This window comes from Rhodanobacter sp. UC4438_H5, from assembly GCF_052978405.1.
Genome location: NZ_CM129672.1, coordinates 3,357,736 through 3,381,059, shown reverse-complemented (window position 1 = coordinate 3,381,059; position 23,324 = coordinate 3,357,736). Strand labels below are relative to the sequence as shown.

The 23,324-nt window shown below is 69.1% G+C and carries 20 protein-coding genes; 11 read left to right on the top strand and 9 right to left on the bottom strand.

Going from position 1 to position 23,324, the window contains the following annotated elements:
- The first annotated feature begins 165 nt into the window (after positions 1 to 165).
- Entirely contained in the window at positions 166 to 1,110 is a 945-nt protein-coding gene (locus tag ACVCL9_RS15400) for a DegV family protein (RefSeq protein WP_447099494.1), read from the top strand.
- A 22-nt stretch (positions 1,111 to 1,132) separates the two neighbouring features.
- Here ACVCL9_RS15400 and ACVCL9_RS15395 read toward each other — a convergent pair whose 3' ends face one another.
- Positions 1,133 to 1,927: an SDR family oxidoreductase gene (locus tag ACVCL9_RS15395; RefSeq protein WP_447097464.1), complete on the bottom strand. Its 795-nt coding sequence runs from the start codon at positions 1,925 to 1,927 to the stop codon at positions 1,133 to 1,135.
- Between the two features lie 109 nt (positions 1,928 to 2,036).
- Here ACVCL9_RS15395 and ACVCL9_RS15390 point away from each other — a divergent pair, with 109 nt between their 5' ends.
- A complete protein-coding gene (locus ACVCL9_RS15390) occupies positions 2,037 to 2,243 on the top strand; it encodes a hypothetical protein (protein ID WP_395121077.1) in 207 nt (68 codons plus the stop codon).
- A 10-nt stretch (positions 2,244 to 2,253) separates the two neighbouring features.
- Here the strand turns inward: ACVCL9_RS15390 and sppA are convergent, their stop codons facing one another.
- Both sppA and ACVCL9_RS15380 read right to left on the bottom strand, forming a co-directional pair.
- Positions 2,254 to 4,119 carry a signal peptide peptidase SppA gene (gene sppA, locus ACVCL9_RS15385; protein ID WP_447097465.1) on the bottom strand — a complete coding sequence of 622 codons (1,866 nt, stop codon included), beginning with the start codon at positions 4,117 to 4,119 and terminating at the stop codon, positions 2,254 to 2,256.
- Between the two features lie 17 nt (positions 4,120 to 4,136).
- On the bottom strand, positions 4,137 to 5,540 hold the full coding sequence (locus tag ACVCL9_RS15380; protein WP_395121075.1) for an MATE family efflux transporter: 1,404 nt from the start codon (positions 5,538 to 5,540) through the stop codon (positions 4,137 to 4,139).
- A 106-nt stretch (positions 5,541 to 5,646) separates the two neighbouring features.
- On the opposite strand from ACVCL9_RS15380, the gene ACVCL9_RS15375 reads away from it, so the two are divergent.
- Both ACVCL9_RS15375 and ACVCL9_RS15370 read left to right on the top strand, forming a co-directional pair.
- Positions 5,647 to 6,840 carry a DUF3667 domain-containing protein gene (locus ACVCL9_RS15375; RefSeq protein WP_447097466.1) on the top strand — a complete coding sequence of 398 codons (1,194 nt, stop codon included), beginning with the start codon at positions 5,647 to 5,649 and terminating at the stop codon, positions 6,838 to 6,840.
- A gap of 374 nt (positions 6,841 to 7,214) precedes the next feature.
- Entirely contained in the window at positions 7,215 to 9,389 is a 2,175-nt protein-coding gene (locus ACVCL9_RS15370; RefSeq protein WP_447097467.1) for a primosomal protein N', read from the top strand.
- A gap of 4 nt (positions 9,390 to 9,393) precedes the next feature.
- Here the strand turns inward: ACVCL9_RS15370 and tatC are convergent, their stop codons facing one another.
- The 4 genes from tatC to ACVCL9_RS15350 are packed head-to-tail and all read right to left on the bottom strand — an operon-like array spanning position 9,394 to position 11,616.
- Positions 9,394 to 10,173 carry a twin-arginine translocase subunit TatC gene (gene tatC, locus ACVCL9_RS15365; RefSeq protein WP_447097468.1) on the bottom strand — a complete coding sequence of 260 codons (780 nt, stop codon included), beginning with the start codon at positions 10,171 to 10,173 and terminating at the stop codon, positions 9,394 to 9,396.
- Positions 10,160 to 10,600, bottom strand: a complete 441-nt coding sequence (gene tatB / locus ACVCL9_RS15360) for a Sec-independent protein translocase protein TatB (protein ID WP_447097469.1) — start codon at positions 10,598 to 10,600, stop codon at positions 10,160 to 10,162. The genes tatC and tatB overlap by 14 nt, the downstream gene beginning before the upstream one ends.
- Positions 10,601 to 10,627: 27 nt before the next feature.
- Entirely contained in the window at positions 10,628 to 10,867 is a 240-nt protein-coding gene (gene tatA / locus ACVCL9_RS15355) for a twin-arginine translocase TatA/TatE family subunit (protein ID WP_447097470.1), read from the bottom strand.
- Between the two features lie 59 nt (positions 10,868 to 10,926).
- A complete protein-coding gene (locus tag ACVCL9_RS15350) occupies positions 10,927 to 11,616 on the bottom strand; it encodes a lipid-binding SYLF domain-containing protein (protein WP_447097471.1) in 690 nt (229 codons plus the stop codon).
- Positions 11,617 to 11,724: 108 nt separating this feature from the next.
- Here ACVCL9_RS15350 and hemH point away from each other — a divergent pair, with 108 nt between their 5' ends.
- The gene (hemH, locus tag ACVCL9_RS15345) at positions 11,725 to 12,780 is read left to right on the top strand and encodes a ferrochelatase (protein ID WP_447097472.1); all 1,056 of its coding nucleotides are present in this window, start codon (positions 11,725 to 11,727) and stop codon (positions 12,778 to 12,780) included.
- Entirely contained in the window at positions 12,777 to 13,631 is an 855-nt protein-coding gene (locus tag ACVCL9_RS15340; protein WP_447097473.1) for an alpha/beta fold hydrolase, read from the top strand. Before hemH ends, ACVCL9_RS15340 begins: the two co-directional genes overlap by 4 nt.
- Positions 13,632 to 13,719: 88 nt before the next feature.
- On the opposite strand, the gene ACVCL9_RS15335 is transcribed toward ACVCL9_RS15340, so the two are convergent.
- Positions 13,720 to 15,426: a dipeptidyl-peptidase 3 family protein gene (locus ACVCL9_RS15335; RefSeq protein ID WP_447097474.1), complete on the bottom strand. Its 1,707-nt coding sequence runs from the start codon at positions 15,424 to 15,426 to the stop codon at positions 13,720 to 13,722.
- Positions 15,427 to 15,551: 125 nt separating this feature from the next.
- Here ACVCL9_RS15335 and ACVCL9_RS15330 point away from each other — a divergent pair, with 125 nt between their 5' ends.
- From ACVCL9_RS15330 to ACVCL9_RS15310, 5 genes are all read left to right on the top strand, one after another.
- Positions 15,552 to 16,907 carry a TCR/Tet family MFS transporter gene (locus ACVCL9_RS15330; protein ID WP_447097475.1) on the top strand — a complete coding sequence of 452 codons (1,356 nt, stop codon included), beginning with the start codon at positions 15,552 to 15,554 and terminating at the stop codon, positions 16,905 to 16,907.
- Positions 16,904 to 17,410 (top strand): DUF1993 domain-containing protein, encoded by a 507-nt coding sequence (locus tag ACVCL9_RS15325; RefSeq protein WP_447097476.1) that lies wholly within the window; start codon positions 16,904 to 16,906, stop codon positions 17,408 to 17,410. The genes ACVCL9_RS15330 and ACVCL9_RS15325 overlap by 4 nt, the downstream gene beginning before the upstream one ends.
- Before the next feature lie 223 nt (positions 17,411 to 17,633).
- Positions 17,634 to 17,858 (top strand): hypothetical protein, encoded by a 225-nt coding sequence (locus ACVCL9_RS15320; protein WP_395121063.1) that lies wholly within the window; start codon positions 17,634 to 17,636, stop codon positions 17,856 to 17,858.
- 124 nt (positions 17,859 to 17,982) lie between these two features.
- Complete coding sequence (locus ACVCL9_RS15315) at positions 17,983 to 19,641, top strand: NAD(P)/FAD-dependent oxidoreductase (RefSeq protein WP_447097477.1); 1,659 nt, start codon at positions 17,983 to 17,985, stop codon at positions 19,639 to 19,641.
- Positions 19,642 to 19,717: 76 nt separating this feature from the next.
- A complete protein-coding gene (locus ACVCL9_RS15310) occupies positions 19,718 to 20,380 on the top strand; it encodes a DsbA family oxidoreductase (RefSeq protein WP_395121061.1) in 663 nt (220 codons plus the stop codon).
- Between the two features lie 10 nt (positions 20,381 to 20,390).
- Here ACVCL9_RS15310 and ACVCL9_RS15305 read toward each other — a convergent pair whose 3' ends face one another.
- Positions 20,391 to 23,291, bottom strand: a complete 2,901-nt coding sequence (locus ACVCL9_RS15305) for a bifunctional diguanylate cyclase/phosphodiesterase (protein WP_447097478.1) — start codon at positions 23,289 to 23,291, stop codon at positions 20,391 to 20,393.
- Between the last annotated feature and the right edge of the window lie 33 nt (positions 23,292 to 23,324).

The window sequence follows — 23,324 nt, the reverse complement described above, 5'->3', positions numbered from 1 at the left end:
CGTCTGGCGCGGCCGCTTCGGCATTTCGGCCGTGAAAAGCTGGGGCAGGACGCGCCACCGCCCGGCCAGCCGTACCGCAAAAAGGTCGCACGTGCTCCGCTGACGGCCTTGGTGTGGCAGGCTACGTGCTATGTTCTGATGGTCACTCATGGCGGGGGCGACATGATGCGAATGGGCTTGGCAATCGACGCGGCCTGCGACCTGTCGCAGTCCTTCCTGGAACGGAACAACATCGCCGTCATGCCGATCACGGTGAAGATCGACGGCGAAACGTTCATGGACGATCGCAAGCCCGGCGAATTGCAGCGATTCATCGCTCGCCGGCTGGGCAGCCGCAGCCATTCGGCAGAGACCGAGCCCTGCCCGGTGGAGGACGTGCAGCAGTTGTTCCTGGGCAAGCTGGTGCTGGAACAGGACTGCGTGTTCTGCCTGACCATCACCGCCACGCGCAGCCCGATCAACGACAACGTCAACAAGGCGAGCTTCGCCATCCTGAAAAACTACCGCCAGGTCCGCGAGCAGGCCGGGGTGGCCGGACCGTTCATGATGCGCGTGATCGACACCCGCAATATCTTCGCCGGCGCCGCGCCGGTGGTGTACGCGGCCACCCGCATGATCGCCGCCGGCGCCGCACCCGCGGCGATCCGCGAGCGGTTGCTGGATCTCGCCAACCACACCTACGGCTACATGCTGCCGCGCGACCTTTATTACATTCGCGCGCGTGCCAAGAAGAAGAACGATCGCAGCGTCAGCCTGTTCACCGCGATGCTGGGTTCGGCACTGGACATCAAGCCGATCCTGCGCTGCTTCCGCGGCGAGACCGGCCCGGTTGGCAAGGTGCGCGGCTTCGAGCAGGGCGCCGAAGCCCTGTTCGGCTACGCCGCCAAGCGGGTCAGGGCCGGCCTGCTGGTGCCGTTGGTCTGCGTCAGCTACGGCGGGGACCTGGCCGTGCTGGACCAGTTCCCCGGGTACGCCGAGCTGCGCGCGGCGTGCGAAGAAAGCAGCGTCGAACTGATGGAAGCCCCGATGAGCATCACCGGCATGGTGAATGTCGGCGAAGGCGCGGTCACCCTGGGCCTGGTGGCCGAGGAGCACGAACCGGAGTTCTGAGGCCGCCGCCGCGCTCCGCGGCTCAGAACCCGTACGAGAGAAACCCGCCATCCACCGCCAGCACCTGGCCGGTGACGTAGCCGGCGGCCGGCAGGCACAGGAAGGCGATCGCGGCGGCGACCTCCTCGGGCTCGCCGATGCGTCGCAGCGGCGTGCGGTCGAGTACCTCGTCCAGGTAATCCGGGTCGGCCAGCGCGGGCTCCGAGCGCTGGGTGCGGATGTACCAGGGTGCGACCGCGTTGACGCGGATGCCGTCCACCGCCCACTCCGCCGCCAGGTTGCGGGTGAGCTGGTGCAGCGCCGCCTTGCTCATGCCGTAGGGCGAGCCGGTGCGCACATGGGTGACCGCCGAGACCGAGCCGACGTTGACGATCGCCGCATTGGCGTGCTGGACCAGGTGCGGATGGGCCAGCCGGCACATCGCAAAGGCGGAAAACAGGTTCTGCTCGAAGATCGCGTGGCAGGCCTCGTCGCTGTAATCGAGGGTGGCAGCGCTCTGGTTGCCGCCGGCATTGTTGACCAGCAGCGACAGCGGCACGCCCAGGTCGGCAATCCAGTCGAACACCGCCAAGCGCTCCTCTGCCTCGGCCAGGTCGGCGCCACAGGCGAGCACCTGCACTGCGGGGAAGTCCTCGGCCAGCTCGACGCGTACCTGCTCCAGGCAGTCTTCGTCGCGGGCCACCAGCAGCAGGTCGGCGCCGAGGCCGGCCAGTTCGCGCGCCGTGGCCAGGCCGATGCCCTTGCTCGCGCCGGTCACCAGGGCGGTATGCCCGCGCAGTTGCCACGCGTCCGCGCGGTTATACGGGAGGCTGTTCATGACGCCAGCTTAGCAACGTGTCCGTGCTCGCGCGCGGCTGCCGGCAACAGCTTGCCTGCCGCGTCGCGCGGCGGGACACTCGCAGCGTCATCTCGCCGAGAACCGCTCAATGAAGCCGCTGCCGATCCTGCTTTGCGTGCTGGCCCTGGCCGCCTGTTCGAACAAGCCGCCCGAGCCGGAGGCCAAGCCCGCCGCTGCCGCCAGCACGCCCTTCGATGCGCTGAAGGCGGACGAGCAGCGGGCGAAGGACGTGCAGAAACTGGTCGACAAGCACGCCGAGGAGCAGCGCAAGCAGATCGAGGCGCAACAGCAGTAACGCCCGCGCCTCAGCGCGGACTGCACAAGCAGTCGGCGTAGATGTTCGGCGTACCGGCCCTGGCGTGGCGCAGAAGCTCAAGCTCCGGCGCCAGCTCGGGCAATTGCGCGAACCAGCGCGGCAGGCGCACGCCCCACGATTGCAACACGCGCGTGGCGGCCTCGTGGTTGAGGTTGACCAGGAAGCGCTCGAAACCGCCCAGCGGGGCCTCCTCGTAGCGCACCGGATAATCCTTGCCGAGCTTGGCCAGCGTCGCGGCCTCGATCACGGCGTCGCGCAGCCCGCCGAGCCGGTCGACGAGGCCGCGCTCGAGTGCCTGACGGCCGGTCCACACGCGGCCCTGCGCGATCGCGTCGATGGCCTGGTACGTCTTGCCGCGAGCCGCGGCGACCTTGCCGACGAAATCGCGGTAGCCCTTGTCGATGACGGCCTGGATCACCGTGCCGACCTTCGGATCGAGCGGGCGGGTGATGTCGAAGGCTCCGGCCATCGGGCCGGTTGCGACGCCGTCGCTGTGGATGCCGAGCTTGGCCAGCGTGCCGGGCACCGTGTAATACATGCCGAAGATGCCGATCGAGCCGGTGATGGTGTTCGGCTCGGCCAGGATGCGATTGGCGTTCATCGAGATCCAGTAGCCGCCGCTGGCCGCCACGTTGCCCATCGACACCACCACCGGGATGCCGGCCGCGCGGGTCTGCGCCACTTCGCGGCGAATTTCCTCGGCGGCGTAGACCTCGCCGCCGGGCGAATTCACGCGCAGCACCAATGCCTTGGTGCGGTGGTCCTCGCGCGCGGCGCGGATCAGCGCGGCGGTGGACTCGCCGCCGATCGTGCCCGGCGCGCGCTTGCCGCCGACGATCTCGCCTTCGGCCACCACGACCGTCACGCCGGGCGCGAGCAGCTTGCCCTCGCGCGGCAGGTGGTCGACGTAGCGCGCCAGATCGACCTGGCGGAAGCCCCGCTGCTTCTCCCCGGCCGGCACGCCTTGCCCGCGCAGCATCGCGATCAGCTCGGCGCGGGTGGCGGTGCCATCGATCAGATGCTGGTCCAGCGCCAGTTTGGCCAGATCGCCCTGGGTGCTGGCGATGTGCTGCGGCAGGTTGTCGACGTCGTCGCGCAGCGCGGCCGGGTCGATCTTGCGCAGGCCGGCCACCTCGTCGAGGTAGCCGTCCCACAAGCCGTCCATCCAGTAGCTGTCGGCCTGCTTCGCCTCGGCCGAGGCGTGGTCGAGGATGTACGGTTCGGCCGCGCTCTTGAACTCGCCGACGCGGAACAGGTGCACGTCGACGCCGAGCTTGTCGAGCAGATCCTTGTAGAACAGGCGGTAGTTGGCCAGCCCGGTGAGCATCACGCCGCCCTGCGGGTCGAGCAGCACCCGGTCGGCGTGGGCAGCGAGGTAATACTGGCCCTGGTCGAGATTGACGCCCCAGGCGATCACCGGCTTGCCGGCGGCACGGAAACGGTCCAGCGCCGCGCCCACCTCGCGCAACGCCGCGAAGCCGCTGCTGTCCAGATCGCCTGGCAAGAGCAGGATGCGGCTGATCCGCGCATCCTTCGCCGCGGCGTCGATCGCGCCGACCAGATCGCGCAGTTGCACCTGACTGACGTCTTCGCCGGAGAGCCGCGACATCGCCCGCTGCAGCGGCGCGGCGCTGTATTGCTCGACCAGTTGCCCCTGCGGCTTGAGCACCAGCACGCTGCCCGGCAGTACGCCATGCTCGTCGGCGGCGGTGACGGCCACCACCAGAATGAGCACGATCGCCAGGAACGCGAAGAACACCACGTTGATGATGATCAGCCGCACCACGTTGAGACCGTGCCCCAGTTGCTGCAGCGCGCTGCGGCGGCGGGACGGGGGCGGCAGGGGTGGAGTCATGGAAAGGGTCCCGGGGATCAGGCGTCAAGCGTAACCGGTCGGGCCACGGCGGTCATGGCAGCCGCCCGCCAGCGCTGCTTCCACGCGCTGCGCCAGAACCGCACGAACAGCATCACCGCCGCCACCGACAGGCCCGCGATCAGGCCGACCCACATGCCGCGCGCGCCCATGCCGTGGTGGAAGGCCAGCCACCAGCCCACCGGCATGCCTACCACCCAGTACGAGAACAAGGTGATCGCCATCGGCACGCGGGTGTCCTTCAACCCGCGCAGCGCGCCGTTGGCGGCGACCTGGACGCCATCGGAGAACTGGAACAGTCCGGCCAGCATGATCAGCTGCGCGGCCAGCGCGATCACCCGGTTGTCGTGCGTATACAGCGACGCGATGAAGTGCGGCAGGCTCAGCATCAGCGCCGCCGACAGCAGTTGCGTCCCGAGCGTCAGGCCGATGCCGCAGAAGCCGGCGTAGCGCACCCCCTGCTCGTCGCCGCGACCCACCGCGTTGCCCACCCGCACGGTGATTGCCATCGCCAGGCCCAGCGGGATCATGAAGAACAGCGAGGCAATGTTGATGGCCACCTGGTGGCTGGCGATCACGTCCTCGCCCAGGGTGGCGATGATCAGCGCGGTGGCCACGAACAATCCGGCCTCAGCCAGCAGCGTCACCGCCATCGGTGCCCCGATATGCACCAGTTGGCCGATCCGGTGCAGGTCCGGCCACTCGAAACGCTCGAACAGGCCCAGCCCGCGGTAGTTGCGCCGGAAGATCACGTAGATGCCGAACGCCAGCAACTCCAGCCACAGCACGATCGCGGTGGCCACGCCGCAGCCGTGCGCGCCCTGCGGCGGGATGCCCAGCTTGCCGAACATCAATACATAGCCCAGCGGCACCAGCAGCACCAGCCCGCCGAGGCTGAAGTACATCGACGGCCGCGTCATCGACAGGCCTTCGGACAGGCCGCGCAAGGCGAAATAGCAAGTCAGCGCCGGCGCGCCCCAGCTGATCGCCAGCAGGAAGCGCTGCACGTCGTGGCGCAGGCTCGCCGTCACCCCGATCAGCTCGATCAGCGGCTCCGCATGGCGCACCGCGAACCACAGCAGCGCGCCCATGCCCAGCGCCAGCCACAGCGCCTGGTGGAACACCGCGCCGACCTCATGGCGCCGACCGGCACCGTCCAGCTGCGCCACCGACGGCGGCACCGCCATCATCATGCCGATGCCGCAGACGATCGCCAGCGACCAGATGCTGGCGCCCACCGCCACCGCGCCCAGCACGTGCGCGCTGACGTGGCCGGCCAGCACCGCGTCGATCACGTTGCTGCCGACCGCCGCCAGCTGCGCGGCGATCAGCGGCAGCGCCAGGCGCACGGTGGCGCGCACCTCATGCCGCAGGCGCGCACGCTCGGGACGAAACGGATTCATGACACGATCTGACTCCAGGGCCGCGCATTTTACCCGAGCCATCGGTCATGGGTACGACGCGGCCCGCCTGTGCGAAGATCGGCGGCGCCGTTGCCCGGGGACCCCGATGCCGCAAGCCCTCACCTTGCCCACCGAAAGCCACTGTGCCAATTGCGGCGCCGTGCTGCAGGGCGAGTTCTGCCACGCCTGCGGACAATCGGTACGCAGCGTGCTGCGGCCGGTGCACGGCATGCTGGAGGACACACTCGACCTGGTGGCCAACTGGGACGGCCGCGTGGTGCACACCTTGCCGCCGCTCCTGCTGCGGCCGGGCTTCCTCACCCTGGAGTACTTCGCCGGCCGCCGCGTGCGCTACCTGGCGCCGTTCCGCACCATGTTCCTGTTGTGCCTGGCCGCATTCTTCCTGCTGCCGATGGCGCTGGACACCGGCGGCGCCGCGGACACGCCGATGAAGGTGACCGTGGCCGGCGCGAGCTTCCAGGATGCGAAAACCCCGGCCGAGGTGGATCGCCTGCTGAAGAAGCAGCTCAAGCAGTTCGCGCCGACCGAGCAGATCCCGGTGGTCGGTTCGCTGGCCGCGCAGCAACTGGACAAGGCGCGCCTGCAACTGACCCGCGAGGCGATGCAGCGGCGCATCGAGCTGGGCGACACCACCGCGGTGGTGCCGCAGACGGTTGCCGACCTGCCCGCGCTGCCTGCCCCGCGCGCGCCCTCCGAAGCGGCCCGGCACAATCCGCTGGACATGGCCTGGGACGCGCAGAAATACCCGGTCCACGTGAGCTGGCTGCCCGATTTCCTCAACACGCGGATGAACCGGTCGTTGCAGCGCATGCACGACAACCTCGCCGCCATGCGCGGTCCGGGCGATCATTCGGCGGTCAAGGCACGCCTGCTGGGCCAGGTGCTCGCCGCCCTGCCGGGGACGATGTTCTTCATGCTGCCGGCGTTCGCCCTGCTGCTGAAGGTGATGTACCTGTTCCGCCGCCGCCTGTACGTCGAGCATCTCATCGTGGCCCTGCACAGCCACGCCTTCCTGTTCCTGTGCCTGCTGCTGGGGGTGCTGTTCCAGTTGCTGGCGGTGGCGCTGGAGCCACACGCGCCCTGGCTTTCCACGCCGCTGGGCTGGCTGATCAACGCACTCTGGATCTGGGCGCCGATCTACCTGCTGGTGATGCAGAAGCGCGTCTACCGGCAGGGCTGGCCGATGACGGTGCTGAAGTATCTGGTGGTCGGCTGGTGCTACTGCTGGCTGTTGGCGTTTGCCATCCTCGGCGCCGCCGCGATGGGCTTGGCGGAATGAGCGCCCGGGGAGGTTTTGCACAGCACCGCAACGCCCGGCAAGGATGTGACGGGCATTTGTCGATTCTGTGAACGGTGACCGAACCCGTTTTGCAAGTCGTTGAATAAAATCCGGTTTTATTCATGACGAAAAGCTCGCCAAGCCGTCACGGAAGGCGCCACGACGGGCTTCGCGGGCTGCGCTCCCCGCCGCATCCACAGAGTTATCCACAGCGATTGTGGATAAGCATGAAAACACCGTAGCCATAGCGACTTACCCGGAACTTCTCGACCTTCGGCCAGCAAGTGCACGCAACTCGACGGGTCGCTGCGGGTGCCGGCGGGGCGGGCCGAAAAGCACCCTCGGTTACACTGGCGGACGCCATCGAGGTCCCCATGCCGACCGTTCTTCGCGTCGCCCTGCCGCTGCCGCTGCCCACCCTGTTCGACTACCTGCCGCCCGCCGGGGATGTACCGCGCCCGGGCAGCCGGGTGCTGGTGCCGTTCGGCCGCGACAAGCTGGTCGGCGTGGTGGTGGAGAGCGGTGTCGAATCGACGCTGGACGGCCCCCGGCTCAAACCGGTGCTGCGGGCGCTGGACGACGACCCCCTGCTCGACGCCGAACTGCTGCAGACGCTGGCCTGGGCCACCGACTACTGGCTGGGCGCGCCGGGCGAGGTCTGCACCAATGCGCTGCCGCTGGCGCTGCGCGAAGCCCGGCCGCTGCCGGCAATCGGCGAGGAATACTGGGCGCTCACCGCGACCGGCCGCGAAGCGCTCGCGGCCGGCAGTCGCCGTGGCGGCAGCCGCGCCCTGCTGGCTCTGCTGGCTGACGGCGCGCTCGGCGCGCAGGAGCTCAACGAGCGCCAGAGCGGCTGGCGCGAGGCCGCCCGGCGCCTCGCCGCTGCCAACCTGGTCGAGCGCCGCGACCGACCGCCGACCGAACCGCGTGCCCCCCCATCGACGGCTCCCGTCCTCAGCGACGAGCAGCAGCAAGCGGTGGCCGCCGTCGGGGCCAGCCTCGGCCAGTACCAGCCGTTCCTGCTCGATGGCGTCACCGGCAGCGGCAAGACCGAGGTCTACCTGGCGCTGATCGAGCAGGTGCTGGCGCAAGGCCGCCAGGCGCTGCTGCTGGTGCCGGAGATCGGCCTGGCGCCGCAGACCGTGCGCCGCCTGCGCGAGCGGCTGGGCGTGGCGGTGGAGGTGCTGCACTCCAATCTCGCCGAAGGCGACCGCGCGCGCGCCTGGCTGCGTGCCCGTGCCGGCACCGCGCGGGTGATCCTGGGCACGCGTTCGGCAATCTTCACGCCGCTGCCGCAGGCCGGCCTGATCATCGTCGACGAGGAGCACGACGCCTCCTACAAACAGCAGGAAGGCTTTCGCTACCACGCCCGCGACCTGGCCGTGGTGCGCGCCCGCGCGCTGGGCGTCCCGGTGCTGCTGGGCTCGGGCACGCCGTCACTGGAGTCGTTGGCCAACGCCGAGGCCGGCCGCTACCGCCAGCTGCACCTGCGCGCGCGCCCCGGCGCGGTGCGGGCGCCGCAGGTGCAGATCATCGACATCCGCGCCCAGCGGCTGCAGCACGGCTTGTCGCCGGCGCTGCTGAGTGCGGTGGCCGAGACGATCGCGCGCGGCGAGCAGGCGCTGGTATTCCGCAACCGCCGCGGCTATGCGCCGGTGCTGCTGTGCCACGCTTGCGGCTGGCACGCCGAATGCCCGAGCTGCCAGCGCCCGCTGACCCTGCACGCGGGGCGGCGCCAGCTGATCTGCCATCACTGCGACCGCCGCCAGCGCATGCCCACGGCGTGCCCGGCCTGCGGCGCCGTTGAACTGACCGCCCAGGGCCACGGCACCGAACGACTGGAAGAAGCGCTGCTGGCGCACTTCCCCGGAGTGCCGGTGCTGCGCGTGGATCGCGAAACCACCCGGCGCAAGGATGCCCTCGAGACGATGCTGGCGACGCTGGACGACGCCCAGCCGGCGATCCTGGTCGGCACCCAGATGCTGGCCAAGGGCCACGACCTGCCCAACCTCACCCTGGTCGCGATCGTCGGCGTGGACGAGGGCCTGCACAGCGTGGATTTCCGCGCCGAGGAACGGCTGGCGCAACTGGTGGTGCAGGTCGCCGGCCGCGCCGGCCGCGCGCGCAAGCCCGGGCAGGTGCTGCTGCAGACGCACCAGCCCGACCACCCGCTGCTGCGCAACCTGCTCGCCCACGGCTACGCGGCCACGGCGCGCGAGCTGCTGGCCGAGCGCCGGCTGACCGGGCTGCCACCCTTCAGCCACCAGGTGCTGCTGCGTGCCGAGGCGACCGCGCGCGAGGCGGTCGATGCGTTCCTTGCCGCCGCCCATGCCGCGCTGCCCGCCGGCGCGGCGCTGCAGATCGCGGGCCCGATGCCGGCGCCGATGGCGCTGCGCGCCGGGCGCCAGCGCGGCCAGTTGCTGATCGAATCGGCCAGCCGCGCGGGCTTGCGCAACGTGTTGCGGCCGTGGCAACTGGCGCTGGGCGCACTGCCGACCGCACGCAAGGTGCGCTGGTCGCTGGACGTCGACCCGATCGATTTGTACTGACGCGCTAGCGGGCCGTGTCGGGTTTCGAGGCGCCCGGCTTCACCAGCCAGCGCACCGCCACCACGCCCAGCTCGTAGAGCAGGCACATCGGCACCGCCAGCATGATCATCGAGGTGATGTCCGGCGGGGTAATGAAGGCGGCGACGGCGAACGCGCCCACGATGGCGTAGCGGCGACTGGCGCGCAGCTTGTCCACGTCCACGATGCCCACCGCGGCGAGCACCACCACCGCCACCGGCACCTCAAAGCACAGCCCGAACGCGAAGAACATCAGCGTCACGAAGTCGAGGTAGTGGGTGATGTCGGTCATCATCTCCACGCCCTGCGGGGTGATCGCAGTGAGGAAGCGGAACGCCGCTGGTAGCACCAAGAAGTATGCGAACGCGCAGCCAAGGTAGAACAGCACCAGCGCCGCGGCCAGCAACGGCCGGGCCAGGCGCTTCTCGTTCTTGTACAGGCCGGGGCTGACGAACGCCCAAAGCTGGTACAGGATCATCGGCATGCTGATGAACAACGCCGCGTAGAACGCCAGTTTCAGCGGGGTGACGAACGGGCTGGCGACCTCGGTGGCGATCAGGTGTGCGCCCGCGGGCAGGCGCGTCACCAGCGGCGCGGCCAGCTCGGTGTACAGCCGGTTGGCGAACGGCACCAACGCCAGCAGCACCAGCAAGACGGTGGCGCTGGCCTTGAGCAGGCGCGAACGCAACTCCAGCAGGTGCGAGAAAAGTCCCTGCTGCAGGTCGTCCTGCTCCGGCTCCGGCGCGCGCGGTTCAGCTGTCGCCATGGGCCATCCGGCGGGTCGGTGCCGCGGTCTGGTTCGCGGCCGGTTCACCCAGCGGCAACTCGGTCTGCGGGTTGGGCTCGGCGGGTTCCTCCGCGGAAACTGCGGCCGGAGTCGGCGCGGTCAGTGACTCGCCGGCCGCAGTGACTTCATCGACGGCTCGCGCCAGCGGCTCGCGCATCCGATCCACGCCGTCGCGGACTTCCTGCTGCGCGGCTTCTGCCTGTGCCGCCGCCTCGCGTGCGGCGCGCCTGATCTCCTCGACCTGCAGCTCGCGCTCCACCTCGGCGCGCACGTTGTCCCAGCCGCTGCGCATGCGGCGCAGCAGGGCGCCGGCGGTGCGCGCGGCGCCCGGCAGTTTTTCCGGGCCGAGCACGATCAGCGCGATGAGCGCGAGCAGTACCAGCTTGCCGAAGCTGATCTCGATCATCGCCGCAACCCGCCCGCCGCCCGCGGCTTACTTCGGGTCGCTGGAGTCGCGCTGGCCTTGCGTCGCCCGGTCGGCGGAGCCGGCCGGCGGATCGGCGCGCAGCCGCTCGGCATCTTCCTTGCGCCGGGCTTCTTCCTCGTCGCCGTTCAGTCCCTTCTTGAAATCGCGCATGGCATTGCCGAGGTCGGAGCCGATGTTGCGCAGCTTGCCGGTGCCGAAGATCACCACCACCACGACCAGCAGGATTACGAGATGCCAGATGCTCATGTGTTACCTCGAAAACGGACGGCCGGAAACCATCGCGACGCGCGCGCCGGCCTTCCGCATCATTGCGAAGTGTACTCCTCGAGCTGGTCGCGGAACTTCACGACCGGCGCAGGAACGTTGCTGACGCCGCCTTCGAAAATGCGGCGCGGCGTGATGCCCGTGCCATACACGGCGGCATTCGCATCATAGTCGATGCGCAGCGCCGCGCCATCCAGTGCGACACCGGCGAACAGGCCGCGGCTGCGCGAGTAGGAGTAGATCTCCGCCTTCAGTTGCGCATCGGTCGAGGCGTGCGCGGTGCGTCCGACCGGGCCGGCGGCGGCAGCGGCATCGGCGCCCAGGGTGAACTTGCCGTTCACGATCGAATCGACGCCCTTCTGAGTGCGGAACACCAGCACCACGTCGGTGGACGACACGCCGGCCTGGAAACCCACGCTGCCGCCGGTCATGGTGATGAAGCTGGGGTTGGACCAGGTGCCGTCCGCGGCCTTGACCGAGACCAGGCCTTCGCCGCGGCGGCCGCCGAAGACGAAACCGACCTTGAGCATGCCGGGAATCACCGCGATCGCCCTGGCGTCGCGCAGCAGGTCGCGCGGAATCGCCTTGTCGGGCGCCTGCATGATTTCGTTGAGCACCGTCACCGCATTGGTCGCGCGCACCAGCGGCGGGTCCTCAGCGTGCGCCGCGGTCAGCGGCAGCAGCAGGGCAAGGCCGATCAGCAACACGTGGGGCAGCATGGTCTTGGACATGGGAGCTCCATAGGCTTGAGATGATTTCGTCGGGCGTCGGCTGCCGGCGTGCTTGTGGCAGACTGCGGTTTGTGGCCGGTACGACCGCGCCGCTTCACGACTGTCACGATGCCCTTGCCCGATCACTATACCGGCGTTGCCGGCCATTCCCACGAGGCCGCACCGGCCACCGTTCAGGCTGGCGTGCTGCTGGTCAACCTGGGCACGCCGACCGCGCCGACCGCCGCCGCCGTGCGCCCCTACCTGGCCGAGTTCCTCGGTGACCGCCGGGTGATCGATTACCCGCGCTGGCGGTGGTGGCCGATCCTGCACGGGGTGATCCTGCGCGTGCGGCCGAAACGTTCCGCGCACGCCTATGCGCGGATCTGGGACGAACGCGGCTCACCCTTGCGCTACCTCAGCGAGGCGCTGGCCGCGGCGCTGCAGGCCGAGTTCGATCGCCGGCAACCCGGCACGCTGCGGGTGGCACTGGCGATGCGCTATGGCGAGCCGTCGGTGATACGCGCCGCCGAACAGCTGCAGCGCGAGGGCGTGCGCCGGCTGCTGGTGCTGCCGCTGTACCCGCAATACTCGGCGACCTCCACCGGTTCCGTCATCGACGCCGTCGCCGACGCGCTCAAGACGCTGCGCTGGCCGCCGGAGCTGCGCCTGGTCAACGATTACCACGACGACGACGGCCACATCGAAGCGCTGGCCACCAGCATCGAACGCTGGTGGGCGGCCAACGGCCGCGGCGAGAAACTGCTGCTGTCGTTCCACGGCATTCCCGAGCGCTACGTGCGGCTCGGCGATCCCTACGCGGAACAATGCCGGCGCACCGCGCAACTGCTGCGCGAACGGTTGCAGCTGGGCGAAGCGGACATGGTCGTCAGTTTCCAGTCGCGAGTGGGGCGCGAGCGCTGGCTGCAGCCGTACACCGACGCCACCGTGCGCCGGCTCGCTGCCGCCGGCGTGCGCAGGCTCGACGTGGCCTGCCCCGGCTTCGCGGTGGACTGCCTGGAGACGCTGGAGGAGATCGCGATGCAGAACCGCGACTTCTTCACCGAAGCCGGCGGCGAGACGCTGCGCTACATCCCCGCACTGAACGACAGCGCCGAACAGGTGGCCGGCCTCGCCGCGCTGATACACCGACACCTCGGTGGCTGGCCGGAAGGCGGCGCATGACCGAACCGGTCGAGCGGCGCATCGCGCTGCCCGCGTCGACGCTGGCAGCGCAAGTCTGGGGCGAGGCCACGTTGCCACCGCTGCTGGCCCTGCACGGCTGGCTCGACAACGCCGGAAGCTTCGCGCGCCTGGCGCCGCGATTGGCCGCGCACTGGCGGGTGATCGCGCTGGACCTGCCGGGCCATGGCCATTCCGGCCATCTCCCCGCCGGCGCCAGCTACCACTACGTCGACCACGTGCAGGCGGTGCTGTCAGCCGTCGACGCGCTGCAGCTGGATCGCTACGCGTTGCTCGGCCACTCGCTGGGTGCCGGCATCGCCAGCCTGGTCGCTGCGGCGCGGCCCGAGCGGATCGAGCGCCTGCTGCTGATCGAAGGCCTCGGCCCGCTCGGCGACGACGGTTCGCACACGCTGCAGCGCTTCCATGACGCGCTGGCGCCACGCGAGAGCAACGGCAAGCCGCTGCGGGTGTTCCGCGACGTCGCCCAGGCGATCAGCGCACGCAGCATCGCCAGTGGCCTGCCCACCGAACAGGCACGACCGATCGTCGAACGCGGCTTGCTCGAAACCGACGGCGGCTGGCGCTGGCGCAGCGACCCGCGGCTGACCCGTTCCAGCGCCGTGCGGATGGCTGAGGCGCAAGTGCACGCGCTGCTGCGCGGCATCACCGCACCCACCGCGCTGTTGCTGGCGCAGCCGACGACGCCTTACCTGCCCGACGCGATGATGCAGACCCGCGCCGCTTGCGTGGCGCACATCGCAGTCAGTCACATGGACGGCGGCCACCACCTGCACCTCGAACACCCGCAAGCCGTCACCGACTGGATCAAAAACTCGTCACCGCTGCCGTAGGGCGGGCAATGCCCGCCGCACTGCATGACGACACAAGGCAGGAGCAGAAGCCGGCGGGCAGTGCCCGCCCTACCGCGTCCGAGACTCGTCAGAGCTTCTTCAGGCCCAGCACGTCCAACCCCTGCTCGAAGCGGATGTCGACCGGGATGTGTGCCTGATCCAGCCGCTTCAGGTCGCCGGCCAGTTCGGCGTCGACCGCGCCCATCTGCTCGGTGAGCTGCTTCGCCGCGGCGTAGTCGCCGTCGCCCTGGATGGTCAGCAGCTTGGCCGACAGCGCGTTCATCGCCGCGGTCATCTTGTCGAAGTCGACGCGGTAGCGGCCAGTGTTCTCGTCACGGCTGAACGCGCCCTGCTGCTTGAAGAAGTTGAAGCGCACCATGTTCGCCTTGGCATGCGCATCGCTGGCGCCGAAGCGCACCGAGCGCAGGATGCCGGCGAGGAAGGTGACGTAGTTGTCCATCAGCTTCGACTTGTCCAGCTCGCCCTTGTCGGCCAGCTTGCTGACCATGTACAGGCCGAGGATGTCGGCCTTGCCTTCCTCGAAGCTGGAGGCCTGGTCCTTCAGCGCCTTGCGCACGGTGCCCTTGCCGTCCAGCGTGTTCTTGATGCCCAGGCCGTGCGCCACTTCGTGGAACATGGTGTTCTGGAAGAATGCGTCGAAGGTGAGGTTCTTCTGCTGATCCTCGGCGATCAGCTCATGGGCGATCGGCAGCATGATCTTGTCGAACTTCGCCTGCATCACGTTTTCCAGCTGCAGCCGGCGCGTGCCTTTCTTCAGCTGCACCTGCTCGTCGTTGGGCAGGTTGATCGCGATGGTCTTGGCGCCGACGTTGGCGTCGCCGCCGTAGTAGATCGCGAAGTAGGCGTTGAGGTCGGCGTCGGAGCCGGGCTTCTCGGCCTTGTACTTGTCGGCCACCGGCAAGCCGCGCTGCAGTTCGGGCAGGTATTTGGCGAAGCGCGCGAGCTTCGCGCTCCACGCCTGGTCCTTGATCAGCACGTAGGATTCGTAGCTGGCCTTGTAGCCGTAGAGCTGGTCCTCGTAGGTCTCGATCGGACCGATCACGATGTCGACCGGGTTGCTCTTCATGTCCATCCAGGCGAAGTCGCTGGGCTGGTAGTCGTCGCTCAGCAGCGCGTCGGCGCGCATCGTCAGGTACTTGCGGAAGCCGGCGTCCTTTGCCAGTTTCGCGGCTTCGCGCAGCAGGCCGGCAGTCTTTTCCAGTTCGGCCTTGTACGCCTCGTGGTAGGGCACGGTGAGCAGCTGGCCCTGCGCGTCGCGGCGCAACAGGGTGTACAGCGCGGTCTTGTCCTTGAGCGGCGACTGCTCGAACTGCTCCTTCGTCATGTCGGCCGGGTAGAACTGCGCGCCGGCCGGGCGCGGGCCGATGCCGTCGACGAAGGGCTTGTCGTTGTCCAGCCGGTCCCACGGGCCGTAGTTGATCTCGGCGAATTCGCGCACCGCCGGGTCGCCGATCTTCGCCAGCAGAGCGTCACGGTCGCCCCAGCTCTGCTTCCAGTACAGCGCGTTCATGCTGTCGGCGGCCTCCACCAGCAGGGCGATCATCTGCTTCCGCCCGGCATCGAACGCCGACAGGTCCGCCGTGAGTTTCACCGTGGCGTAGTCGGACAGATGCCGCTGCACCTGTGCCGCCGTCTCGACGGCGGCGGGCGCGACCACGGAGGTCGTCGGCGCGGGCGCCAGCTCTTCCTTCGACACCGGCTGCGCGGCGTCGGGATGGGAGGAGCAGGCGGACAGCGCGAGCAGCAGGCAGGCGGGAAGCAGGCGTCGCAGCATGATCGTGTCCTGGCGAGAGAATGTTGCATGGTATCGCTCCGGCGGCACGGGGATACCTGACCGGTTGCACATGCGGCCGCGGCAGGCGTGGGTTATCGTCGCCTTCCCCTCGCTTCGCCACGTCCATGGACCAGCCGTCGATGCCTGTCGCTCCGCGCCATCGCGCCGCGCTGGCCTTCATCTACGTCACCGTGCTGCTCGACATGCTGGCGTTCGGCATCATCATCCCGGTGCTGCCGCACCTGATCGAGCAGCTGGCCGGCGGCGGCATCGCCCGGGCAGCGTGGTGGGTGGGCATCTTCAGCACGGTGTTCGCGATCGTGCAGTTCGTGTTCTCGCCGGTGCAGGGCGCGCTGTCGGACCGTTTCGGGCGGCGGCCGGTGATCCTGGTTTCCAACCTCGGCCTGGCCGTGGATTTCGTGATCCTGGCGCTGGCGCCCACGCTGTGGCTGCTGTTCGCCGCGCGCGTGCTGCTGGGCATGACGGCGGCCAGCTTCAGCACCGCCAACGCGTACATCGCGGACATCGTGCCGAAGGAGAAGCGCGCCGCCGCGTTCGGCATCCTCGGCAGCGCGTTCGGACTGGGCTTCATCATCGGCCCGGGGCTGGGCGGTTTCCTGGGCGGCATCGCGCTGCGGCTGCCGTTCTGGGTGGCGGCCGGGCTGGCGCTGTGCAACTTCCTGTACGGCTGCTTCATCCTGCCCGAGTCGCTGCCGGCCGAACGCCGCACCGCGCGCATCGAGCTGCACAGCGCGCATCCGTTCGGCTCGCTGAAGCTGCTGCGCCGCCAGCGGCAGGTGTTCCACCTGGCCATCGTGCTGTTCTTGGTCTACCTCGCCCACTACGTGCTGCAGACGGTGTTCGTGCTGTACGCGGATTACCGCTACCACTGGGGCCCGCAGGCGGTGGGCTACGTGCTGATGCTGGTCGGCGCCTGCGACGGCTTCGTGCAGGCGGTGCTCACCGGCAAGCTGGCGCCGCGCTTCGGCGAACGCCGCGTGCTGCTGGCCGGCATGCTGTTCGGCGTGGGCGCGTTCCTGGTGATGGGCGTGGCCGATGTCGGCTGGGCCTTCCTGTTCGGCATCCCCCTGCTGGCCCTGTGGGGCCTGGCGATGCCGCCGATCCAGTCCCTGATGACGCAGCAGGTCGATCCCTCCGAGCAGGGTCGACTGCAGGGCGCGATCGGCAGCCTGGGCAGTTTCGCGGGCATCTTCGGGCCGTACCTGTTCGCCCAGGTGTTTGCGCTGTCGATCGCGCCGGGCTCGCCGCTGCACCTGCCCGGCGCCGCCTTCGTGCTGTCGGCGGGCCTGATGCTGGCGGGCCTGGTGATCGCCGCGCGGGCCACCCGGCGCCTGCCGCAACCCGCCGCCCACATCACGGCCGAACCGCTGCCCGGCGACGCGCCGGCACTGTCCGCCATCCATCCGGCAACACCCACCCATCCGCCGCAGGCGGTTCACCCGCAGGAAGAAAAACCATGACACTTTCCATGTACCAGGCCTCCGTCCCCGTCTTTGTCCGCGCGTTGGGCAACCTCAACCATGTGCTGCAGAAGGGCGAGCAACACGCCAAGTCGAAGAACGTCAGCGACGAGGTGCTGCTGCAGGTGCGGCTGATCCCGGACATGCTGCCGCTGATCAAGCAGATCCAGATCGCCTGCGACATGGCCACGCGCGGCGCAGCACGCCTCGCCGGCGTCGAACCGAAGTCCTTCGAGGACAACGAGACCACCCTGCCCCAGGCCTACGACCGCATCGCGCGCGCAATCGATTACGTCAAGAGCTTCAGCGCCGAACAGATCGACGGCAGCGAGACCCGCACCATCGTGATGAAGACACGCGCCGGCGAAGTCACGCTCGAGGGTCAGGCGTACCTGTTCGGCTTCACCATCCCCAACCTGTTCTTCCACTGCACCACCGCCTACAACATCCTGCGCGAAGCGGGCACCGACATCGGCAAGAAAGACTTCATCGGCGAAGCCTGAGCGGGCGAACTCCGTCCTGCGGGAGCGAGTCCGGGCGGAGGCCGGACTCGCCACCGCAAGCAGTCGCCCCAGCCGCTCCACTCGTTGAAACCACGGCGATCAGCCGCGACTGGCGGCGCATGTCCCAAACTGTGACGCACACCACCTTTGCCTGCCCGCTGCTGGCGCGTCCCCTGCTTGCTGTCACTCGTCCCCACGGTTCTTCCCCTTCGAGTGACTTTCCATGAACAGGATTTTTGAATGCATCATCGCCGGCGGCCCGCAACACGGCCAACTGTGCCGCGCGCCCTGGGATGAGCAGCGTGCCACGCCCCCCGCCATCATCGCGGAGGATGGCGAGGTTTGCGTCGCCGCGGCACGCAAGCACACGGACCCGGCGCACACGCGCTTCATCCTGCTGCACCCGCGGGCAACCGGTGAGCAGTTCCTGACCCTGCTGGCGGCCTGAGTGACCCGCAGCGTCAGTTTCCGCTCGCCGGCCGCCTTGTCGGCCGCACGCAAGGCGTCGACAATGGCCGGCCCATCGAAGGCGCCGGGAATCGCGCGCGCCATCGGCGCACCGGACCCCACGCATGCTGCGACTCACCGACCTCAAGCTGCCGCTCGACCACGGCGAGGCCGCGCTTGCCGCTGCCATCGCCAGGCGGCTTGAGCTCGAACCCGGCGAGCTGACCGGCTACACCATCGCCCGCCGCGGCTACGACGCGCGCAAGCGTGGCGCGATCACGCTGATCTACGCGTTGGACATCGACACCCCGCGCGAAGCCGAACTGCTGCAACGCTTCGCCGACGACGCGCACGTGCGGCCCACGCCGGACACCCGCTACCACTTCGTGGCCGAGGCACCGCCGCGGTTCGAACACCGCCCGCTGGTGATCGGCTTCGGCCCCTGCGGCCTGTTCGCCGGCCTGATCCTGGCGCAGATGGGTTTCCGCCCGATCATCCTCGACCGCGGCAAGGAAGTGCGCGAGCGCACGAAGGACACCTGGGACCTGTGGCGCAAGCGCAACCTGCATCCGGAGTCGAACGTGCAGTTCGGCGAGGGCGGCGCCGGCACCTTTTCCGACGGCAAGCTGTACAGCCAGATCCGCGACCCGCAACACCACGGCCGCAAGGTGCTCACCGAGTTCGTCAAGGCCGGCGCGCCGGAGGAGATCCTCTACGTCAGCAAGCCGCACATCGGCACGTTCCGGCTGGTGACGATGGTGGAGCACATGCGCGCCACGATCGAGTCGCTGGGCGGCGAGATCCGCTTCAGCCAGCGCGTGGACGATCTGCTGCTCGAACCGCGCGCGGACGGCCGGCAGCAGATCCGCGGCGTCACCCTGGCCAGCGGCGAGCAGTTGCGATCCGATCACGTGGTGCTGGCACTCGGCCACAGCGCGCGCGATACGTTCGAGATGCTGCACGCGCGCGGCGTATACGTGGAGGCCAAGCCGTTCTCGATCGGCTTCCGCATCGAGCACCCGCAGTCGGTGATCGACCGCGCCCGCTTCGGGCCGCAGGCCGGCCATCCGATCCTCGGCGCGGCCGACTACAAGCTGGTACATCACGGCAAGGGAAATCAGGGTGGACGCGGCCGCTCGGTGTACAGCTTCTGCATGTGCCCCGGCGGCACCGTGGTGGCCGCCACCAGCGAGCCGGGCCGCGTGGTCACCAACGGCATGAGCCAGTACTCGCGCAACGAGCGCAACGCGAACGCGGCGGTGGTGGTCGGCATCGAGCCGTCCGACTTCGCGCCGTACGGTGAAGGCCCGCTCGCCGGCATCGCGCTGCAGCGTGCACTGGAAAGCCACGCCTTCACCCTCGGCGGCGAGAACTACAACGCGCCCGCGCAGCTGGTCGGCGACTTCCTCGCCGGTCGCGCATCACGCGAATGGGGCGACGTGCAGCCCTCCTACAAGCCCGGCGTCACCCTGGGCAGCCTCGACAGCGCGCTGCCCGACTACGCCATCGCCGCGATCCGCGAAGCGCTGCCCGCGTTCGAGCGCCAGATCCGCGGCTACGCGATGCACGACGCGATCCTCACCGGCGTGGAAACGCGCACCTCCTCGCCCGTCCGCATCACGCGCGACGACAGCCTGCAGAGCCTCAACGTCCGCGGCCTGTATCCCGCCGGCGAAGGCGCCGGCTACGCCGGCGGCATCCTTTCCGCCGCTGTGGACGGCATCAAGGTGGCCGAGGCGCTGGCACTGGACATGGCGAAAAGCCGGGTTCGCGCAGACGATTGATTGTGCCGCGCCCCGGCCGCATCTTGGGTCGGGTCCGCAGCGCCGCTGCCTCCCCCCCGGATTTGCGAGGTATCCCATGTCCACGTCAGCGATTCCCGTTCCGCTGCGCATCGATTTCGTCTCCGACGTGTCCTGTCCCTGGTGCGCCGTGGGCCTGGCGTCATTGCAGCATGCGCTGGCGAAGCTCGATGGCGAGGTGTCCGCGGAAATCCACTTCCAGCCGTTCGAGCTGAATCCGCAGATGGCGGCGGAAGGCGAGGATTCCACCGAGCACCTGCGGCGCAAGTACGGCAGTTCGGCCGAGCAGATCGACGCCAATCGCGAGGCGATCCGTGCGCGCGGCGCGGCACTCGGTTTCACCTTCAACATGGACCGGCGCAGCCGCGTCTACAACACCTTCGACGCGCACCGGCTGCTGCACTGGGCCGAGCTGGAAGGGCGGCAGCTGGTGCTGAAGCAGATCCTGCTGCGCGCGTATTTCACCGACGGAGAGGACGTGAGTTCGCACGACACGCTGGCGCGGCTGGCTGTCGAAGCGGGGCTGGATGGCGAACGGGCGCGGCAGTTGCTCGAAAGCGACGAATTTGCCGACGAGGTGCGCGCGCAGGAGCAGTTTTTCATGTCGCGCGGCATCCACTCGGTGCCGGCCACCATCGTCAACGGCCAGCACCTGATCTCCGGCGGTCAGCCGCCGGAGGCGTTCGAGCAGGCGTTGCGGCAGATCGCCGCCGCGCGATAGGGCGCGCGATTCAGGACTCGAACGGCGCGGGCCGCCCGATCCAGTAGCCCTGCCCCATGGCGCAGCCCATCGCGTGCAGCGCGGCGTACTGGATCTCGGTCTCGATGCCTTCGGCGACCACGTCGATGTCCAGCGCGCGGGCCAGCGCAAGCACCGCTGCGACCACGGTGGTACTGCTGGTGTTGGCGCCCTTGTCCAGCTCGTTCACGAACGCGCGGTCGATCTTCAGGATGCGCAGCGGCAGCGAGTGCAGATAGCTCAGCGACGAATAGCCGGTACCGAAATCGTCCAGTGCCGCGCCGACGCCGGCGGCGCGCAGGCGCTCCAGCGTGGTGCGCACGCGCTCCGGATCGTCGAGCAGGGCGCCCTCGGTGACTTCCACCACCACCCGCGTGGGCGGCAGGCCGGTGCGTTCGAGCAGCTCGATCAGGCGTGAGTCGAAATTGTCGTGGCGCAGGTGCATCGCCGACACGTTGAGCGTCATGAAGGTGTCGGTGCGCTCCTGCCGGCGCAGGCGCTGGCAGCTGATCTCGAACATGTGCCAGTCGATCGCCTCGATCAGCCCGCTGTCCTCGGCGATCTTGAGGAAATCGCCCGGCAGCAGCAGGCCGCGTTGCGGATGGTTCCAGCGGATCAGCGCCTCGTAGCCGACCACCGCGCGATCCTCCAGGCGGCAAATGGCCTGGAAATGCGGCTCGAACTGGCCGTGCTTCAGTGCCTGGCGCAGCTCGCCTTCCAGCGTCAGCACGTCGACCACGCTGCGCGCCAGCGTCTCGTCGAACAGCTGGTAGCGCTTGCGGCCGAGTTCCTTGGCGCGATACAGCGCGATGTCGGCATCGCGCAGCACCTCGTCGGCGGTCAGGTAGCGGCCGTCGCCGATGGCGATGCCGACGCTGACCGCCACTTGCAACTCCTTGCCGCCGGCGGGCATCGGTTCGGCCAGCGCATCCATCACCCTTTGCGCCACGACGTTGGCGTCGGCCGGCTGCTCCACCGATTCCAGCAGGATGGCGAACTCGTCGCCCGACAGCCGCGCCACCAGGTCCGGATGACGCACGCAGCCGGACAACCGCGTGGCGACCTCTCTCAGCACCTCGTCGCCGGCCAGGTGGCCGAGGCTGTCGTTGATGATCTTGAAGCGGTCCACGTCCATGTACAGCAGCGCGCAGCGCGGGCGTGTGCCTGACGCCGGCGTCGACAGCACGCGGTCGATGCGGTCGCGCAGATAGCTGCGATTGGGCAGGCCGGTCAGCGGATCGTGCATCACCTGGTGCTTGAGCTGATCCTGCACGCGTTCGCGCTCGATGATCTCCTTGCGCAGCGCCAGCGTGCGCTCTTCCACCCGGTGTTCCAGCTGCTCGTAGGCGCGATGCAGGGCCTCGGCGGCACGGCGGCGGGTGAGGCTGTTGGCGACCTGGGTGGCCACGAAACTCAGCAATTCCTGCTCGGACGGACCGTAGGAGACGTCGGCGTCGTAGCTCTGCACCGTCACCAGCCCGATGACCTCGTCGCCGACGATCAACGGCACGCCGAGCCAGCAGGTGGAAGGCGAGCCGGAACGGCCGGCCACGATCTCGCCGCTGCGTTCCAGCTCCTCGATGTCGGCGTTGTCGGCGCGCAATGCGGTGCCCCGGCGCAGCACGTATTCGCTCAGCCCGCGGCCGAGCGGGCGGCTCGGCGGCGGACGCAGCTTGGCGTCGACGGCGTAGGGGAACAGCAACTGCTGGCGGTCGTCGGAGAGCAGCGCGATGTAGAAGTTCTGCGCGTTGAGCAATTCGCCCACCACGCCGTGCACACGGCGGTAGAACTCGCCATGGTCGATGTGCGCGGTGGCCAGTTCGGCGATGCGGAACAGCGCGGTCTGCAGGTGCTCGGCGCGCTGCCGCTCGACGATCTCCTGCTGCAGGCCACGATTGGCTTCGGCCAGTTGCGCGGTACGCAACTGCACGCGCTGTTCCAGATCCTCCTTGCCCTGCTTGCGCTCCAGCGCGATCAGGATGTGGCTGGCGACGAACTCCAGCAGCGCCAGGTCGCCCGGGGTGTAGCCGATCTCGGGCCGGTAGCTCTGCACCACCAGCGCCCCGCCGGGGCGGCCGTCGCGCATCATCGGCACGCCGAGCCAGTCGCGGCTGTCGGTGCCGATCACCTTCACCGGGCCCTGCGCCTGGATGCGCAGCTCCTCGGCGTCGCCCATGCGCGCCTTGCCGTCGCGCAGCACATACCAGGTCAGCGTGTGCTCGATCGCGCTGATCGGCATGTCGAGGCCGCCGCCTGGCGCCACGGGATCTTCCACGTCGACGTAGTACAGGAAACGGACCGTGTCGCGCGCGGCGTCGTGCAGCACGATGAAGAAGTTGTCCGCGTACATCAGCCCGCTGACGATGGCATGGATGCCGCGCAGCACGGTGGGCATGTCGCGCTCGGAACCGGCGAGGTCGGAGATCGCGAACAAGGCGCGCTGCAGGTTCTCCGAGCGCTCCAGTTGCTCGTGCGAGTGCTGCAGTTCGAGCCATTCCAGCGCACGTTGCAGATGCAGGCGGGCCGGCCGCAGCAGCGCAGCCATCTCGTCGAGAAAGCGGGGACCCGCCGATGCAGGCTGCAGGCGCAGCACCAGCACGGCCGGCTGCGGCAGCTCGCACAGGCGCAGTGCCACGCGCTGACCGTCCGCATGCCACTGTGCCCCGGCGGTGCCGGCAGCCAGTTCGATCCACGGCCAATCGGCATCGTCGACCGGCATGGGCGGCATGCTGCAGACGCCGGCCCGATCGTGCAGCCGCCACAACACGCTGGCGGCTTCGCAGCCGGGCCGGTCTCGCGCCAGCGCGGCGATTGCCGCAGCCACTTCCGCTGGCGAGCGGGCGCCGACCAGATGGGTCAGCCAATTCAATTGCAGCGAGTCGTCGATGGACATCGACTCCATCGTGCCCCCTTTCCTGTCGCCGGG